General features: G+C 70.2%; 16 protein-coding genes. 4 read left to right on the top strand and 12 right to left on the bottom strand.

Going from position 1 to position 16,083, the window contains the following annotated elements; translation table 11 throughout:
- Nucleotides 1–23: 23 nt before the first annotated feature.
- Nucleotides 24–629, top strand: a complete 606-nt coding sequence (locus V1457_RS11265) for a TetR/AcrR family transcriptional regulator (RefSeq protein ID WP_338603251.1) — start codon at nt 24–26, stop codon at nt 627–629.
- 34 nt (nt 630–663) lie between these two features.
- Here V1457_RS11265 and V1457_RS11260 read toward each other — a convergent pair whose 3' ends face one another.
- Nucleotides 664–1,863, bottom strand: coding sequence for a transposase (locus V1457_RS11260; RefSeq protein ID WP_338603248.1), 1,200 nt, complete (start codon nt 1,861–1,863; stop codon nt 664–666).
- A 25-nt stretch (nt 1,864–1,888) separates the two neighbouring features.
- On the opposite strand from V1457_RS11260, the gene tnpA reads away from it, so the two are divergent.
- Nucleotides 1,889–2,308, top strand: a complete 420-nt coding sequence (gene tnpA, locus V1457_RS11255) for an IS200/IS605 family transposase (protein ID WP_338603245.1) — start codon at nt 1,889–1,891, stop codon at nt 2,306–2,308.
- Nucleotides 2,309–2,571: 263 nt separating this feature from the next.
- On the opposite strand, the gene V1457_RS11250 is transcribed toward tnpA, so the two are convergent.
- From V1457_RS11250 to V1457_RS11225, 6 genes are all read right to left on the bottom strand, one after another.
- A complete protein-coding gene (locus tag V1457_RS11250) occupies nt 2,572–3,741 on the bottom strand; it encodes a lipid-transfer protein (RefSeq protein WP_295142168.1) in 1,170 nt (389 codons plus the stop codon).
- Nucleotides 3,738–4,178 (bottom strand): MaoC/PaaZ C-terminal domain-containing protein, encoded by a 441-nt coding sequence (locus V1457_RS11245; protein ID WP_200069221.1) that lies wholly within the window; start codon nt 4,176–4,178, stop codon nt 3,738–3,740. Before V1457_RS11245 ends, V1457_RS11250 begins: the two co-directional genes overlap by 4 nt.
- A complete protein-coding gene (locus V1457_RS11240) occupies nt 4,175–5,170 on the bottom strand; it encodes a bifunctional MaoC family dehydratase N-terminal/OB-fold nucleic acid binding domain-containing protein (RefSeq protein WP_338603240.1) in 996 nt (331 codons plus the stop codon). The genes V1457_RS11245 and V1457_RS11240 overlap by 4 nt, the downstream gene beginning before the upstream one ends.
- A 16-nt stretch (nt 5,171–5,186) precedes the next feature.
- Nucleotides 5,187–6,359 (bottom strand): acyl-CoA dehydrogenase family protein, encoded by a 1,173-nt coding sequence (locus tag V1457_RS11235; protein WP_338603237.1) that lies wholly within the window; start codon nt 6,357–6,359, stop codon nt 5,187–5,189.
- A complete protein-coding gene (locus tag V1457_RS11230) occupies nt 6,359–7,438 on the bottom strand; it encodes an acyl-CoA dehydrogenase family protein (RefSeq protein ID WP_338603234.1) in 1,080 nt (359 codons plus the stop codon). The genes V1457_RS11235 and V1457_RS11230 overlap by 1 nt, the downstream gene beginning before the upstream one ends.
- Nucleotides 7,439–7,521: 83 nt before the next feature.
- The gene (locus V1457_RS11225) at nt 7,522–9,666 is read right to left on the bottom strand and encodes an acyl-CoA dehydrogenase (protein WP_338603231.1); all 2,145 of its coding nucleotides are present in this window, start codon (nt 9,664–9,666) and stop codon (nt 7,522–7,524) included.
- A gap of 106 nt (nt 9,667–9,772) precedes the next feature.
- Here V1457_RS11225 and V1457_RS11220 point away from each other — a divergent pair, with 106 nt between their 5' ends.
- Nucleotides 9,773–10,462 carry a class I SAM-dependent methyltransferase gene (locus V1457_RS11220; protein WP_307849944.1) on the top strand — a complete coding sequence of 230 codons (690 nt, stop codon included), beginning with the start codon at nt 9,773–9,775 and terminating at the stop codon, nt 10,460–10,462.
- A 16-nt stretch (nt 10,463–10,478) separates the two neighbouring features.
- Here the strand turns inward: V1457_RS11220 and V1457_RS11215 are convergent, their stop codons facing one another.
- The 5 genes from V1457_RS11215 to V1457_RS11195 all read right to left on the bottom strand — a co-directional run bounded on the left by V1457_RS11215 (nt 10,479) and on the right by V1457_RS11195 (nt 15,149).
- Complete coding sequence (locus V1457_RS11215; RefSeq protein ID WP_200069216.1) at nt 10,479–10,826, bottom strand: hypothetical protein; 348 nt, start codon at nt 10,824–10,826, stop codon at nt 10,479–10,481.
- Between the two features lie 495 nt (nt 10,827–11,321).
- Nucleotides 11,322–11,789: a hypothetical protein gene (locus V1457_RS11210; RefSeq protein ID WP_200069215.1), complete on the bottom strand. Its 468-nt coding sequence runs from the start codon at nt 11,787–11,789 to the stop codon at nt 11,322–11,324.
- 309 nt (nt 11,790–12,098) lie between these two features.
- The gene (locus V1457_RS11205) at nt 12,099–13,175 is read right to left on the bottom strand and encodes a prenyltransferase (RefSeq protein ID WP_338603226.1); all 1,077 of its coding nucleotides are present in this window, start codon (nt 13,173–13,175) and stop codon (nt 12,099–12,101) included.
- A complete protein-coding gene (locus V1457_RS11200; RefSeq protein WP_295144874.1) occupies nt 13,168–13,896 on the bottom strand; it encodes a class I SAM-dependent methyltransferase in 729 nt (242 codons plus the stop codon). Before V1457_RS11200 ends, V1457_RS11205 begins: the two co-directional genes overlap by 8 nt.
- Nucleotides 13,897–13,898: 2 nt before the next feature.
- Nucleotides 13,899–15,149 carry a glycosyltransferase family 4 protein gene (locus V1457_RS11195; protein WP_338603221.1) on the bottom strand — a complete coding sequence of 417 codons (1,251 nt, stop codon included), beginning with the start codon at nt 15,147–15,149 and terminating at the stop codon, nt 13,899–13,901.
- A gap of 293 nt (nt 15,150–15,442) precedes the next feature.
- Here V1457_RS11195 and kstR point away from each other — a divergent pair, with 293 nt between their 5' ends.
- A complete protein-coding gene (kstR, locus tag V1457_RS11190) occupies nt 15,443–16,072 on the top strand; it encodes a cholesterol catabolism transcriptional regulator KstR (RefSeq protein WP_200069211.1) in 630 nt (209 codons plus the stop codon).
- Nucleotides 16,073–16,083 lie beyond the last annotated feature (11 nt).

The raw sequence follows: 16,083 nt of genomic DNA, 5'->3' as shown, positions 1-16,083 counted from the left end.
GCGGCGAAACGGAGGGTCCACGCATGGCAGGGGATCGAGCGCCTTCCTCGGGAACCAAGCGGCGGCTGATCGCCGGGGCGCAGCGCTGCATCACCGCGCGGGGTTTCGGGGCGACGACCGCGCGCGACATCGCCGCCGAGACCGGCGCGAACCTGGCCGCGGTCAACTACCACTTCGGTTCCAAGGACGCGCTGCTGACCATCGCCATGCTGGACGCGATCGGCGCCTGGACGTCGCAGCTGGACCAGGCCGTGCTGGAGGTGGATTCGGACGCACCGCTGCAACGGCTCGAGCGGTTCCTGCGCGGAATCCACCGGACGCTCACCGAGCAGCGCGAGATGGTGGTCGCGAGCGTGCAGGCGTTCGCCCAGGCCGAGTACTCCGAAGAGATCCGCGGTGCGCTCATCGACGTTTACGAGCAGGCGCGGGCCAACCTGCCCAAGCTGATCTTCGGCGACTCCGGGGAAGTGACCGCGCAGCAGCGCGGTGTCGGCTCGGCGGTGCTGGCGATGATCAACGGTTTCGTCCTGCAATGGCTCATCGACCCGGACACCGCCCCGGACCCGGCAGAACTCGCCGCCGGGATCGCCGCGCTCGCTCCGAGCCCGCCCACCGCGGGAACCGATTGAATCCTCTCCCGCCTGAAGGCGGGAGATTCCTGACTCAGGCAGCCTGACCGCGTTGCACGCGGTCAGGACTCACGCCCTCAACATCAGCCGGGTTGAAACCAGCCCGGACTAGCATCACGCGTGCGGAGTTCTTGTCCCTCGGGGACCAGGCTCCGCACGCAGTGCAGGTGTAGGTACGTTCCGACAGCGGCAGGCGGTGCTTGGCTCTCGCGCCGCACTGTCCGCAGTCCATCGTGGTGTGCTTCGGGTCGACCAGCCGCAGCACGCGGTCGTGCTTGCGGGCCTGCTCGACCAGCGCAGTCTTGGTAGCGCCGATCGCAGCGTCAGCGGCCTTACGGGCCATCGTGGTCTTCGCGAGAAACCTTGGTCGGAAGTCCTCGACGGCTACCGCGTCGTGGTCGCGCACAACACGCTTAGCCCATTTACGCCCGGTGTCCTGCCGCTGCCGAGCGACCTTCTTCGCCTGCTTCGCGGCCTGTCGCTGCGAGCGCCGGTACCCCTTGGACTGCGGCCTGTTCCTCGGGCGTTCCCGCCGGGACATCTGCCGCTGATAGTGCGCGAGCTTGGCAGCAGCAGACTTCCCACGCTGCGCGTGGGCCAAGTCGTAGTCGTCGTTGGTGGTCGTGGCGGTTTCACGCACGCCCCAGTCGATACCAATCGCCTGGCCGGTTTCCGGCAGCGGCTCCACTTCGACGGCGACAACGAACGAGCAGGACCAGTGCCCCAGGTTGTCCTGGTACACCCGCACCGACGACGGTTCGGACGGCAGGTCCCGCGACCACACCACCGTCAACGCGAGACCGCCCGCGAGGTGGAGGCGGTCGTTTTCAAGGCGGAACCCGCGCTTGGTGTAGTTCAGGCTCGGAGACGTACCACGCTTCTTCTTCGGCCTGGGCATTCCAGCGCGCTGCGCGATCGGCAGTCGATCTTTGATGTCCTTCAGCGCCTTCGCACGGGACTTACCGAAGTCGCGGATGCTCTGCTGCTGCGGAACGGACGAGCCTTCCCGCAGCCACGAATTCCGGGCGCGCGCGTCGGTCAGCATCTTGTCCAGCGCAGCCGGGCCGCACTTCTCGCCATCGCGATGGGCCTTGCGGGAGCGGGCGACGCACTCGTTCCACACCCACCGGCATCGCCCCCACTCGGCTAGGAGTGCCTGCTGGGCGGTGGAGGACACGCGGAGGCGGAACGTGTACCGAGCGCTGCGCCCGTCGATGTCCTGCTGCGTGTCCATGTTGATCACTGTAGCATTTGGTTTCATGCCCATCGATGACGGTTTCCGCACTGGTCGGCACGTCATGCACAAGATGCACGCGCACTTGGTTTTCGTCACGAAGTACCGGCACCCGGTGTTCGCCGACACGCACCTGCGGCGGATGGAAGAGGTCATGCGGGCGGTGTGTGAGGACTTTGAAACCGAATTGGCCGAGTTCAACGGCGAGTCGAACCACGTGCACCTGCTCGTACACTTCCCACCCAAGGTCGCCGTGTCCAAGCTGGTCAACAGCCTGAAGGGTGTGTCCTCGCGGATGCTGCGGAAGGAGTTCGAGGACCTGCGGTTCTCGTACTGGAAGGGCGTCCGACTGTGGTCCGGCAGCTACTTCGCCGGTTCCGTGGGTGGCGCGCCGCTATCGGTAGTGCGGCAGTACATCGAGCAACAACAGCGTCCGCCTGTGTAGGTCACCGCTGGGCACGTCGCCCACGGACTGGACGCGCTTCCTTCCCGCCCTGAAGGGCGAGGCATCCGCGCTACGTTCGTTTGGTGACCGGCTTCGGAACCGAGTGAACGGACTGTTCGCCCAATCTATTGGGACGAAAGTTCCGTTCACTGCGCACGCTGGGCCGATATCGGGCGGGCGTGTCGGCCGCCCGCCCGAGGGAGTGAAGGGGCCCATCGCCCCGATCCGTTCGGGCGAAGCGGTCCCGCGCTCGTTGCCGGGAGTCAGGCCGCGGACAGGACCAGGGCGCTGGTGGGTACTCCGGTCCCGGCGGTGACCAGGGCGTTGTGCACCTCGGGCAGCTGGTTGGCCGCGGTGCCGCGGATCTGCCGGACACCTTCGGCGATGCCGTTCATGCCGTGGATGTACGCCTCGCCGAGCTGCCCGCCGTGCGGGTTGACCGGCAGCGCGCCGTCCAGGCCGATGCCGCCGTCGGCGATGAAGTGCCGTGCCTGCCCGCGCCCGCAGAACCCGAGTTCTTCCAGCTGCACCAGCACGAACGGCGTGAAGTGGTCGTAGAGCACGGCGACCTGCATGTCCTCCGGCCCGGCCCCGGCCTGCCGCCACAGCTGCCGCGCGACCAGCCCCATCTCCGGCAGGCCGGTGAGGTCGTCGCGGTAGTAGCTGGTCATCGTGAACTGGTCGGTGCTGCTGCCCTGCGCGGCGGCGCGGACCAGCGCCGGAGGATTCGGCAGGTCCTTGGCGCGTTCGGCGGAGACGACCACCAGCGCGACGCCGCCGTCGCTTTCCTGGCAGCAGTCCAGCAGGTGCAGCGGCTCGGTGACCCACCGCGAGTCCTGGTGCTCGGCCAGGGTGATCGGGCGCTGGTAGAACCAGGCGTTCGGGTTCGTCGCGGCGTGCTGCCGGTCCACGACCGCGACGCGGCCGAAATCCTCGCTCGTGGCGCCGAATTCGTGCATGTAGCGGCGGGCGAACATGGCCACCTGCCCGCCCGGCGTGCCCAGGCCGACCGGGTAGCTCCACCCGGCGTCGATGCCGGTCGAGGTCGGGGCGGCGGCCAGCCCGGACTGCACCTGCCCGAACCGCTGCCCGGAGCGCTCGTTGAACGCCCGGTAGCACACGACGACCTCGGCCATGCCGGTCGCGACGGCCATGGCGGCCTGCTGCACCGTCGCGCAAGCCGCTCCGCCGCCGTAGTGCACCCGGCTGAAGAAGCTCAGCTCCGGCACCCCGAGTTCCCGCGCGACGGCGACCTCGGTGTTGTTGTCCATCGTGAACGTCACCATGCCGTCCACATCGGACGGTTCGAGCCCCGCGTCGGCCAGCGCTGCGCGGGTGGCCTCGGCGGCGAGCTGGAGCTCGGTGCGGCCGGAGTCCTTGGAGAACTCCGTCGCGCCGATCCCCGCGATGGCGGTCTGTTCCGAAATGCTCACGCCGACACCTCCGGCAGGGCCACCCGCACCGTTCCGCGCACGTGCTCACCGGTTCCGTTGCGCCCGAGCACTTCCACCGAGAACCGCGTCTCGCCGTCCTCGACGACGCGATCGAGGACCTGCCCGAACAACGTCAACGTGTCGTAGGCGTAGCAAGGCACCCCGAGCTTCACCGACACACCGCGCACCAGCGCCTCCGGTCCCGCCCAGTCGGTCACGTACCGCTGCGCGATTCCGGTGGTGGTGAGGATGTTGACGAAGATGTCCTGCGATCCCTTGGCATGGGCCAGGTCGCGGTCGTGGTGCACGTCCTGGAAGTCCCTGGTGGCCAGTGCGGTGCTGACCACGAACGTGGGCGTGACCTCGATGCTCTCCTCCGGCAGGGCCGCACCCACCTGCACCTCTGCGGCCGTCCGGGTCCTGGGCAACGTGCTCATGCCGCACCCCCGTCCTGCCGCGGCCGCCAGAACGGCATGGTGACCTCCTCGGTCAAGCGCTGGAATCCGACTTCGACGCGCAGCCCCACCGCCACCTCGCCGGGATCGATGCCGTGCAGCTCGCCCAGCATCCGCACCCCCTCGTCCAGTTCGACGAGCGCGATCACGATCGGCAGTTCTTTGCCGGGGATCGGCGGGTGGTGGTGAACCACGTAGCTGTAGACCTCGCCGTGCCCGCAGGCGACGAAGTGCTTGCGGGCGGTGGAGCCGCATTCCGGGCACATCGGGCCGGGCGGGTGCCGCAGCAGCCCGCACTGGCCGCAGCGCTGGATGCGCAGTTCGCCTTCGGCGGCGCCTTCCCAGAAGTACGCGGTGTCGCGGTTGATGGGCGGCAGGATCTGCGCGCCCGGCGCGGGCTGCGACTGCGGCTTCGGCGGTTCCTGTTCCTGTTCCTGTTGCGGGGGGCGGAATTTCAGCACCCGGAACAGCATCTCGGCCACCGGCTCCGAGCCGACGTACCAGACGTTGCGGGTCGTGACGAACCAGCCTTCGCCCAGTCCGGTGCGCTTCGGGCCGACGACCGATTCGAGCCGCGCGGTCACCGCGACCTGCTCACCGTGGCGCAGGTAGCGGTGGTAGGTCTGCTCGCAGTTCGTCGCGACCACGGAGGTGTAGCCGAGCTCGTCGAGCGCGCCCATCATGGCGTAGAGCGGATCGTCGGTGTCCCGGACCGGCCGCAGTCCCGGCATCGTCCACACCTGCGCCATCGCGGGCGGCGCGACGAGTCCACCGTGGACGGACGCGGCGGCCTGCTCCGCCGAGGTGTACACCGGGTTCCCGTCGCCCAGCGCCTCCACCCAGTTGTTGATCATCGGCAGGTTCACCGGGTCGCGCGCGGCCCGGCTGGCGGACTCCCCCGCCTGCCTGATCCGCTCGGCGATCGCCGGGATGGCTTCCTCGCCGAGGGTTTCCTCCGGTGTGTCGACGGTCATCGCGTGCTCCCTCCGGTCAACGCGGCGATCGGGGCAGCCCGAGCCCGGCCGTGGCGATCAGTTCCCGCTGGACCTCGCTGACGCCGCCGCCGAAGGTGAGCACCAGGTTCCGCTTGGCCTGCACGTCCAGCCAGCGCAGCAGGTCCGCGGTCGCGGGCTCGGCGGCGTCGCCGTGGCGGGCGACGACCTCTTCGAGCGAGCGGCCGAGGACCTGGATGCGCTCGGAGGTGAACACCTTCGTCGCCGAGGCGTCCGCCACCTGCACCGGACCTGCCGCCGACGAGGCCGCGACCTGCCAGTTCAGCAACTCGTTGACCCGCGTGCAGGCGTGCGCGCGGGCGAGCGCGCGACGCACGTCCGGCAGGTCCAGCAGCGGAGTCCCGTCCGGGTCGCTGCGCCGGCCGGCCCAATCCCGCACCCGGGCGCACATCCCGTCGATCCGCCCGGCCGGGCCGAGCATGACCCGCTCGTGGTTGAGCTGCGTGGTGATCAGCTTCCAGCCGCGGTCCTGCTCGCCCACCAGCATCGACGCGGGCACCCGCACGTCGCTGAAGTACGTCGCGTTCACGTGGTGCGCCCCGTCGCAGGTGATGATCGGCGTCCACGAGTAGCCGGGGTCCGAGGTGTCCACGATGAGGATGGAGATGCCCTTGTGCTTCGGCGCCTCCGGATCCGTGCGGCAGGCCAGCCAGATGTAGTCGGCGTCGTGCGCGCCGGTGGTGAAGATCTTCTGGCCGTTGACCAGGTAACCGTCCCCGTCGCGCACTGCCGAGGTGCGCAGCGCCGCGAGGTCGGTGCCCGCTTCGGGTTCGGTGTAGCCGATCGCGAAGTGCACCTCACCGGCGAGGATCTTCGGCAGGAACAGGTCCTTCTGCTGCTGGGTGCCGTAGGCCAGCAGCGTCGGCCCGACCGTTTGCAGCGTGACCGACGGGAGCTGGATGTCGGCGCGCGCCGCCTCGCTGGCGAAGATGTGCTGGGCCACGTCGCCGAACCCGTGCCCGCCGTACTCGACGGGCCAGCCGACGCCGAGCCAGCCGTCCCGGCCCATCCGCCGCACGACCTCGCGGTACACCGCGTTGTGCCGGTCGGCGGCCATCTCCGCGCGCTCTTCCGGCGACATCAAGCCCGCGAAGTACTCGCGCAGCTGCGCGCGCAGCGCCTCCTGCTGTTCGGTGCATTCGATGAACATCAGCACTCCATCGCGAGCTGGTCGGCGAGCGCGTCGACGCGGTGGCCGGCGCCGCCCACCAGCCGCGCCAAGTCTTTGACCAGCGAATAATGCCGGTGCAACGGGTAGGTCGAATCCACCCCGACGCCGCCGTGCAGGTGTTGGGCCACGTGCATGGCCGCCGGTGCCTCCTCGGCGAGCCACAGGGCCGCGACGGCCAGCTCGTCGTCGGCATCGCGGCCTTCGGCCAGGCGCCAGCACGCGGACAGCGCCGCCAGGTGCAGCGTGCGCGCGGTGACGTAGATGTCGGCGGTTTGCCCCGCCACGGCTTGGAAAGTGGCCAGCGGGCGGCCGAACTGGGTGCGGGTGCGCACGTGCTCGGTGGTCAGGTCGAGCGCGCCGCCCACCGCGCCGTCGCCGAGCGCGCACATGCCCGCGAGTGCGCAGCGGTACAGGTCCGCCACGGCGTCGGGATCTTCGCCGAGCCGTTCGGCCCGCACTTGCTCGAACCGCAACGTCGCGGCTCGCGCGCCGGACATCGGGCCGGTTTCCCGCGAAAGCCCTGCCGCATCCGGCCGCACGACGGCGATCGCGGTGCCGCCATCGTCGACCGTGACCGGCACCAGGATTTCCCGCGCGACATCGGCGTGCAGCACGTCGGTCTTCGTACCGGACACCACGAGCGAGCCCTTTTCCCACCGTGCCGACGTTTTCGGCGCACCCGGCAGCGGGGCGGACGGCTCGTTCACGGCGGCGGTGAGGATCTGCCCGGAGTCCGCTTCGCCCAGCAGGCGATCCTGCTGCTGTTCCGTGCCGTGCCGCGCGATCGGCAGCACACCGAGAGCCAGCGTGGCCAGCGCGGGGACTTGCGCCGCATACCGGCCCACTTCGGTGAGCAGTACGCCGGTGGCCATCGGGCCGAGGCCCGCACCGCCGAGCCGTTCCGGCACCGCCAGCGAGAGCAGGCCCGCCGCCGCCATCGCCTTCCACAGCGAAGCGGTTTCCGCATCGGCGGGCTGCTCGCGGTCCCGCTCCCGGCTCAGCACCTCGGTCGCCAGGTCCCGCACGGATTGCTGCGTGTCGTCGAGCGCGAACTCCACACCGGCTCCTCGCCTCGTCCAGCCATCCCAAATGAAACTTGTTCTAGTTCTAGCGGTCGAGCGGGATGTTCCGCAAGCACGGCTCAGGCCCGCGGGAGGCCGAGGATTCGTTCGGCGGCCACCGTGCGCAGGACCTGGGTGGTGCCGCCCGCGATGCTCAGGCACCGGGTGAGCAGGAATTCGTGCGCGGATTCCGCGGCGGCGCCGTCGGTCGCGGCACCGTCGGTCGCGAGGAGTTCGAGCGCGGTCTCGGCGGCTTCCTGCCGGTGCCGGACACCGACGAGCTTCTCCACACTGGACTGAACACCCGGATCCTGGCCGTTGAGGCTGCGCAACGTCCCCCGCAGCCGCAGCAGCGACACCGAGAGCCCTTCGGCCACCCGCGCCCCGACCCGCTCCTGCGCGGTTTCCGCCAGCGCGAGCAGCCGCTCGACCTCCTGCCCCAGCGACGATCCGCCGCTCATCGCGACGCGCTCGTTGGACAGCGTCGTGCGCGCCAGCCGCCAGCCGCCGCCCGGCGCGCCCACGACCAGCTCGTCCGGCACGAACACCCCGTCCAGGAAGACCTCGTTGAACCGCTCTTCGCCGGTGATCTCCCGCAGCGGACGCACTTCGAGGCCCGCGGCGGCCATGTCGACCAGGAAGTAGGTGATCCCCTTGTGCTTCGGCGCGTCCGGATCCGTGCGGGCCAGGCAGATCGCCCAGTGCGCCTGCTGCGCCATCGACGTCCAGACCTTCTGGCCGTGCAGCCGCCAGCCGCCGGAGACCCGCTCGGCGCGGGTGCGCAGCGCGGCCAGGTCGGAACCGGCGCCCGGCTCGCTGAACAGCTGGCACCAGGTGATCTCGCCGCGCATCGTCGGCCGGACGAACCGCTCCTGCTGCTCGGCGGTGCCGTGTTCGAGCAGGGTCGGCACCGCCCATGCGCCGATGACGAGGTCGGGCCGGTGCACTGCGGCCCGGTGCAGCTCCTCGTCGATGAGCAGTTGCAGCGGCGGCTCAGCACCGAGGCCGTACGGCTCGGGCCAGTGCGGGGCGAGGTAGCCGGACTCGCTGAGCCGCTCCCGCTGCCGATCCGGCGGCAGCGCGGCCAATTCCGCGGCGATTCCGCGAACTTCGGGCCGCATGGCCTGCACGTCGTCCGGGATGTCGCCGCTGATGCTCAGGTTCCGCCTGGCCCCGTCCAGCGCCAGCTCGGCCGTGCGCTCGCGCCACGCGGCGCCGCCACCGAGCCATTGCCGCAGCGCAACGGCTCTGCGCAAGTACAGGTGCGCGTCATGTTCCCAGGTGAATCCGATGCCGCCGAGCACCTGCACGCAGTCCTTCGCGGTGTCCACCGCCGCGTCCAGCGCCACCGCACCGGCCGCCGCCGCGGCAAGCGGATGCTCGTCCGGGCTCTCGTCGAGCGTGCGCGCGGCGTCCCAGGCGAGCGCGGCGGCCTGCTCGGCGCGGCACAGCATCTCCGCGCAGAGGTGCTTGATCGCTTGGAAGGTGCCGATGACCTGCCCGAACTGCTCCCTGCTCCGAGCGTGCTCCACAGCCGTGCGCAGGCACCACCCGGCGATGCCCGAGGCTTCGGCCGCGGACAGCGCCACCAGCGCGTCGCGCACCTGAGCCGCATCGAGCCCGTGCACCACGGCGTCCGTCGCGACTTCGAGGTCTTCGCACCCGACGTCGCCCAACGACCGCGACAGGTCGAGCGCACGCCGCTCGTCCACGCGCACCGCACCGGATTCGACGAGGAACCACACCTCGCCGGAGTCCGGAGTCCGAGCCGCCAGCAGCAGATGCGATACCTCCGGCGCGGACAGCACGGGACCGACCGTGCCGGAAACGACCCAGCCGCCGCCCTGCCGCACAGCCGTCAGCTGCCCCGAATCCGCCGCCACTGCAACGGAAATCTCGCCTCCGGCCAATTGCCGCAACAATTCGCCAGGGACGTCCGCGCGGCCGAGCAGCACGCTCGCCGCGCAGGTGCTCAGCACCGGCCCGGGCACCAGCGCCTCGGCCGCCGCTTCCAGCGCTGCCGCGAGATCGGCGACTCCCGCACCGGCGCCACCGACTCGCTCGGGCAACGCGATCGAGAACACGCCGATCTCGGCGAGCCCCTTCCACCCGGGCCCCGGCGCCGGACACCCGCCCTCCCTGATTGCGGCGGTGTCGAGCTCCTGCGACCAAGCCCGGACCGACTCCCGCACGTCCTGCTGCACCTCGGTGATCGCGATCGCCATAGCGCCTCCTATCCGCCGGAACAGCAGCGTAATAGAACAAGTTCTACCTAGACCAGAGCATTCCTGCGTAGGCTCGTCGGCGACAGCGACCGTGGAGAGGAAAACCGTGAGCAGCACCGCACCGACCCCGGGCGACCGATCGAACGCGGAGCCGGCGATGCCGCCGGACCTGCTGGCCGTCGCCGAGCAGGCAACCGGCTTCATGCCCGCGGACGAGGGGCTGGCGCTGCACCGGGCGGCCACCGAGTTCCTGGGCACCGGGCTCGCGGCGGAAATCGGTTCGTACTGCGGGAAATCGACGGTCTACCTCGGCGCGGCGGCCCGCGCCACCGGCGGTCGCGTCGTCACGGTCGATCACCACCGGGGGTCCGAGGAGCACCAGCCCGGCTGGGAGTACCACGATCCGAACCTGGTGGACCCGCAGGTCGGGCGGCTGGACACCTTGGGCGAGTTCCGATCCACCATCGCCCGCGCCGGGCTGGAGGACGAAGTCGTCGCGATCGTCGGCAGCTCCCCCGTCACCGCCGCCTTCTGGCGCAGCCCGCTGAACCTGGTGTTCATCGACGGCGGGCACACCGACGCCGCCGCGAACGCCGACTACGAGGGCTGGGCGCCGTGGATCAACCCCGGCGGCGCGCTGGTGATCCACGACGTGTTCCCCGACCCGGACGACGGCGGCCAAGCGCCGTACCGCATCTACCGCCGCGCCCTGGACGGCGGGAACTACCGCGAACACAGCGCGACCGGCTCGCTGCGGGTGCTGGAACGGGTCGGCGGGAGACTCGGCGAGCTCTGAAGCGAACGCGGCGCCGCTACCCGGAGCAGTTCAAGGTGAGTCCGGTCCCCCAGCACTTCGGGCACGTGCGGGGGCGGGAATCGAATTGCGGCGCCGCGGCGCCATCGGTGTAGCGCGCTTGGAGCGCCTCGACTTCGCGTTGTCCTGTGCAATGTTCGCACTTGGCGCGCGGCCAGACGGCGCTCGGCAGCGCTTCGGCCCGGCGGATCACGATCGATCGCAGTTCGTGCAGGCGCTCGTCATCGGCGTCCGGGCTCGCGTGCCGCTGCCCGTCCGGGGCGATCTCGGCCAATCTGGCTTCGAACACGCGCAGCGCCTGTTCCAGGTCCTTGCTGTGCGGATTCGGGGTGTCGGTGTCGCTCACGTGCTACTCCCTTCGCCTGGCCAGACATTCCGGACGTGGACTCCCGCCCGTGAAAACGCGCTGCGGCAGGCCACGTCGACATGCTCTGACGGACCGCGCTGCGCTGCGGCGCGGAACGGCTGGATTCAGTTTCAGGACCCCGACCATGCGAAGGGCAATCCTGACAACGGAAGCGGCGGAGAAATAGGGCAAGACACACATCGCCGAAAACGATTCGATAACTTCTGCGAATCAATGCCGACAGTACGGTGAGTTGCTTGTAGTTACCAAACACGAGCCGAGCCGTCGATTTCGAAAAGCTCGCACGTTCATTTGTGGCAGTGCTCTCACAAAGTAACGCTCAATACGACTTGTAAATCGCCGAGCCGGACTCGCACGATCCCGGCGACGAGCTACCGCCCGCGAGATCCGTACGTTGATCAACCTGGGCAGGCCGCCCAGGAGAGCACCGCCGCGATCCCCACAGCCGCTCACTGGCCAACGCGGCACCTTCGGTCAGCTGTAGTACTCGTTGCGCTGCCCGACCGCCGCGCTCGCGGGCGCGACCACCGGGAGGAACGCCTCCACCGCGTCGCTGCCCTGCAGCGCGCTGCGCAGGTTCTCGATATCACGGCGCACCTGCGTGGGGTCGTACTCGATCGGACCGGTGCACACCGGCGTCTGCGCACGGGCCGTGGCCACGAGGCTGTTCGTGTTGCCGTACCAAAGCCCGTTCTCGATGGCGTCCGCGTAGTAGCCGGGGAAATCGCGCTGGTCCTGACCGTTCAGCGCCTCGGTGCGCTCGGCGGGCCGATGTTCGAAACCGGACAAGCGGCTCGTCACGTACCAGGACCACTCGGGCTTTCCCATCTCGCCGTCGTTGACCACGTCGAGACCGGCGGCGCGCTGCTGCTCGACGACGCCCGCCACGCTCCGCGGCAGGAGATCGGCGAAGGACTCCGGCTGGTGCGGCCGGTCGACCATGGTCTCTTCCACAGGGCTCCGGCGTGGGTGGTCAGCAGCCGATTCGTGCTGTGCTCCACGAACTTCCTCCATACCTCGACTCGCCCGTGGCACGAGCCGGCCGCGAAACCACAGCACGGATCAACTCGTGCACCTGTTGTCACCAGGCAACCGATCACACGATGTCAAAGGAACCGGGTCGGCGGACAGCTTCACGAACTCGCCGGGTTCACGACCCCATCAAGCGCTCCTGTTGCGACTCGGACGCAGCCGCGCCGGAGTGGGCGACGGAACTGGACGACCCGGTGCAACGGGCGCACGAAGTCGCGGCTACTCGCCGACCGGGATCGGTGCCGAGCAGCCGCAGCCGTCGTCGACCGGTAAGCCCGCGCGCGGCACGCCGGTGCGGAAGATGTCGCCGCCGGGCGTGGCCCCGGACAGCGCGTCGGCGGCGAGGATCACCGCCGCGCCCGTCCACGTGGTGCGCTCGTCGGGCCAGCGCTTGCCGTCGGCGTGCACGTACCCGGTCCAGTAAGAACCGTCCTGCTCGCGCAGGTGCTGCATGGAAGCGAGCACCTCCACCGCGTGCTCGCGCCAGCCGAGCAGGTCCAGGCTGAGCACCAGCTCGCACGTCTCCGCACCGGTGACCCACGGGTGGTCGTCCACGCACAGCACGCCGAGCCCGTCGACCACGAAATCCGGCCACCGCCGGACGATCCGGTCCCGCCCGGCGTCGTCGCGCAGCGGGCCCGCCAGCACCGGGTAGTACCAGTCCATGGCGTAGCGGTCCTTCTCCGCGAACGCCTCCGGGTGGTGCCGCAGCGCGTGCGCGAGCCGGTCCAGCGCCACCTCCCAGTCCGGTTGCGCGCACCCGAAGTGCTCGGCCAGTTCGAGGGCGCACACCAGGCTGTGATGAATGCTGGAGGAACCCGCCAGCAGCGCCTCACCGGTCGCGGTACCGCCCGCGCCGCGCGCCCAGTCGATCTCGCCGCGGTCGCGTTGCAGGCCGAGCACGAAATCGATCGCCCGGCGCACCACCGGCCACATGCGCTCGGCGAACCGCTCGTCGCGAGTGATCCGGAAGTGGTGCCACACCCCCACCGCCGGGTACGCGCAGAAGTTCGTGTCCGCGGCGGCGTCCTCGACCACACCGGCCCGCACCCGCAGCGGCCAGGAGCCGTCCCGGCGCTGCGTGCGGCGCAGCCAGTCGTAGGCGCGCTCCGCCTCGGGCAGCAGACCCGCCGCGGACAGCGCCATCGCCGACTCGACGTGGTCCCACGGGTCCACGTGCCCGCCGTGGAACCACGGCACCGCACCGGAGCGCTCCTGCACCGCGGCGATGGACCGGGCGGTCGCCAGCGCATCCGCCGCCGAGAGCACCCCGTCGACCGCGGGCGGCTCAGACACCGCCGGGCTCCGAGTCGTCCAGCGGCTTGTACAGGTAGACCGCGAGGCTCTTGCCGAGGAACGGGTCCAGCGCCTGCTCGGCCGCCCGCGTCACCCACGGCTTGCTCATCAGGTCCCACACCAGCAGCTTGTGGTAGAGCTTCGGCAGCGGGTGATCTTCGCGATCCACCCCGACCGCGCACTTCAACCACCAGAACGGCGCGTGCAGCGCGTGCGCGTAGTGGTGGTGCACCGGTTTCAGACCGGCGATCCGCAGCCGCTCGACCAGCTGCTCGCGCCGGTAGATCCGCACGTGCCCGCCTTCGGCCTGGTGGTAGTCGTCGGACAGCGCCCAGCACACCCGCTCCGGGAACCAGCGCGGCACGGTCACCACGACCCGGCCGCCGGGCTTGACCACCCGCACCAGTTCGCTCATCACCCGCCAGTCCTGCGGGATGTGCTCCAGGATCTCGGAGGCGATCACGTGGTCGAAGTGGTCGTCCGGGAACTGCAGGGCGAGCGCGTCGCCGGTGACGGTGGTCGCGGTCGCGCCCGCGGGCGCTTCACCGCCCGCCTCCATCGCCCCGAACATCGTCTTGACCTCGGTCAGCGCCTCGGCGTCCTGGTCGAACGCCACCACGTCCGCACCGCGCCGGTAGCACTCGAAAGCGTGCCTGCCCGCACCGCACCCGAGGTCGAGCACCCGCTGTCCCGCACGCACCCCGAGCAGTTCGAAATTCACCGTCAGCACTGGTCAGCCGCCATTTCCGTTCCCGCTTCAACCGCTTCTGCGTAACACTCGGCGGTGGCCGCGGCCACCGAAGCCCAGCTATACCGGCTCAGCACCCGGCGCCTGCCGGAGGCCCCCAGCCGCCGCCTGCGCGCCGGATCGTCGAACTGCGCACCGAGCGCCCCGGCCAGCGCTTCCGCGTCGCCGGGCGGTACCAGGTCGGCGCACTCCCCGTCCGGTCCGACCACCTCCGGGATCGCGCCCGCACGGCTGACCACCAGCGGTGTCGCGCAGGACATGGATTCCACGGTGGGCAGCGAAAAGCCCTCGTACAGCGACGGCACGCACGCGATCTCCGCCGAACCGAGCAGCGCGGCCAGCTCCTCGTCGCTGATCCCGCTGACCGTGCGCACCGCGTCCTGGATGCCGAGCTCGTCGATCAGCCGATCGGTCGGGCCGCCCGGCGTCGGGTCCGCCACCAGCACCAGCTCCACCTCCCGCTCGGTGCGCAGCTTCGCCACCGCTTCCAGCAGCGTGCCGATGCCCTTCAGCGGGGTGTCCGCGCTGGCCATCGCGACGATCCGGCCCGGGACCCGCGGCGTCTGCGGCGGCTCGAACACCTCGTGATCGACGCCGAGCGGCACCACCCGCAGCCGGTCCGGCCGCACCTGGAAGTCCTCGACGATGTCGCGGGCGGAGGATTCGGAGACGGTCAGCAGCTCGGGGATGCGCTGCACCACGCGGCGCTGCATCCGCAGGAAGCCGTACCACCGGCGGACGCCGAGCTTGCGCCAGCCCTTGGCCGCGGCCAGCTCCAGCCGCCGATCGTGCGTGATCGGGTGGTGCACCGTCGCCACCAGCGGCAATCCCGCCTTGCGCAGGCCGAGCAAGCCGTAGCCGAGGGACTGGTTGTCGTGCACGACGTCGAACTCCGACGCCCGCTGGCGCAGCAGCTTCGCCGCGCGCAGCGTGAACGTCAGCGGCTCCGGGAAGCCCGCCGACCACATGGTCGCGAGTTCGAGCACGTCGGTGGAGTCCCGGAACTCGCGCCAGTGCGGGGTGCGGAACGGGTCCGGATCCCGGTACAGGTCCAGGCTGGGCACCTTGGTGAGCTCGACGCCCGGATCCAGCTCCGGGTACGGCGGGCCGGAGAAGACCTCGACGCGGTGCCCGAGCCCGGCCAGTTCCCGGCTCAGGTTCCGGACGTAGACGCCCTGCCCGCCGACGTGCGGCTTGCTCCGATAGGACAAAAGAGCTATTCGCACGAGTTCACCTCCTGAGTCAGAGTCCCGGAGCTCGCTTTGCGTAGCTGGTCGCTTGGCGGAACCCCGCGGCGGTGCCGGTTGCATATGTGGTGCAAGCGGCTTCGCCGCTTCGAGACATGCAACGACCACACCGAACATGGGTTCCGAGACAGGTGTTGCAGCCGCCGCGGCACGCAACGGGTAGAGTGGAACATGTTCTCTTTTGAACATGAGGTCAGCGCAGACCCGCCGAGCCAGGCAGTACTTGAACAGTCGGGCGCACACCGACTCCGACGCACGAGAGGACCGACCTCATGGGTACGACGCCGCGACGCGGCTCCGCTGCGGCGCAACCGGTCAGTCTGCTGGCCGACCAGGGCGGGTCCGCGGCGCAGAACGCGCGCCGCAAACGCATCATCGACGCCACCATCGCCCTGGCCGGAAAGGGCGGGTACGAGGCGGTGCAGATGCGCGCCGTGGCCGAACGCGCCGACGTGGCGCTGGGCACGCTCTACCGCTACTTCCCGTCCAAGATCCACCTGCTGGTGACCGGCCTGGCGCGCGAGTTCGAGCGTTCCCAGGAACGGCTGGACCGCGCCAAGATCCCCGGTGAGACCCCGTACGACCGGGTGCTGTACGTACTCGGCCGCACGACCCGCACCATGCAGCGCAACCCGCAGCTGACCGAGGCGATGACCCGGGCGTTCATGTTCGCCGACACCTCGGCGGCGAACGAGGTGGACGCCGTCGGCTCGCTGACCGAGACGCTGTTCAGCGGCGCCATGGTCACCGGCGAGGACGAGCCGACCGAAGAGCAGCGCGCGATCGCCCGGGTGATCGCGGACGTCTGGCTGTCCAACCTGGTCGCCTGGGTGACCAGGCGCGCTTCGGCGACCGACGTGTCGAACCGGCTGGAGCTGACCGTTCGGCTGCTGCTGCGCTGAGCCGGGCGCGG

The organism is Saccharopolyspora sp. SCSIO 74807 (assembly GCF_037023755.1).
GTDB classification, from domain to species: Bacteria; Actinomycetota; Actinomycetes; order Mycobacteriales; family Pseudonocardiaceae; genus Saccharopolyspora_C; species Saccharopolyspora_C galaxeae.
Note: the sequence above shows the minus strand (reverse complement) of the source record. Positions and strands in the feature narration are given on the sequence as shown.

Excerpts from the sequence above, each read along its gene's own strand:
- V1457_RS11265 (WP_338603251.1), top strand. The coding sequence starts at position 24 with ATGGCAGGGGATCGAGCGCCTTCCTCGGGAACCAAGCGGCGGCTGATC.
- V1457_RS11260 (WP_338603248.1), bottom strand. The coding sequence starts at position 1,863 with ATGGACACGCAGCAGGACATCGACGGGCGCAGCGCTCGGTACACGTTC.
- tnpA (WP_338603245.1), top strand. The coding sequence starts at position 1,889 with ATGCCCATCGATGACGGTTTCCGCACTGGTCGGCACGTCATGCACAAG.
- V1457_RS11245 (WP_200069221.1), bottom strand. The coding sequence starts at position 4,178 with ATGAGCACGTTGCCCAGGACCCGGACGGCCGCAGAGGTGCAGGTGGGT.
- V1457_RS11240 (WP_338603240.1), bottom strand. The coding sequence starts at position 5,170 with ATGACCGTCGACACACCGGAGGAAACCCTCGGCGAGGAAGCCATCCCG.
- V1457_RS11235 (WP_338603237.1), bottom strand. The coding sequence starts at position 6,359 with ATGTTCATCGAATGCACCGAACAGCAGGAGGCGCTGCGCGCGCAGCTG.
- V1457_RS11225 (WP_338603231.1), bottom strand. The coding sequence starts at position 9,666 with ATGGCGATCGCGATCACCGAGGTGCAGCAGGACGTGCGGGAGTCGGTC.
- V1457_RS11210 (WP_200069215.1), bottom strand. The coding sequence starts at position 11,789 with ATGGTCGACCGGCCGCACCAGCCGGAGTCCTTCGCCGATCTCCTGCCG.
- kstR (WP_200069211.1), top strand. The coding sequence starts at position 15,443 with ATGGGTACGACGCCGCGACGCGGCTCCGCTGCGGCGCAACCGGTCAGT.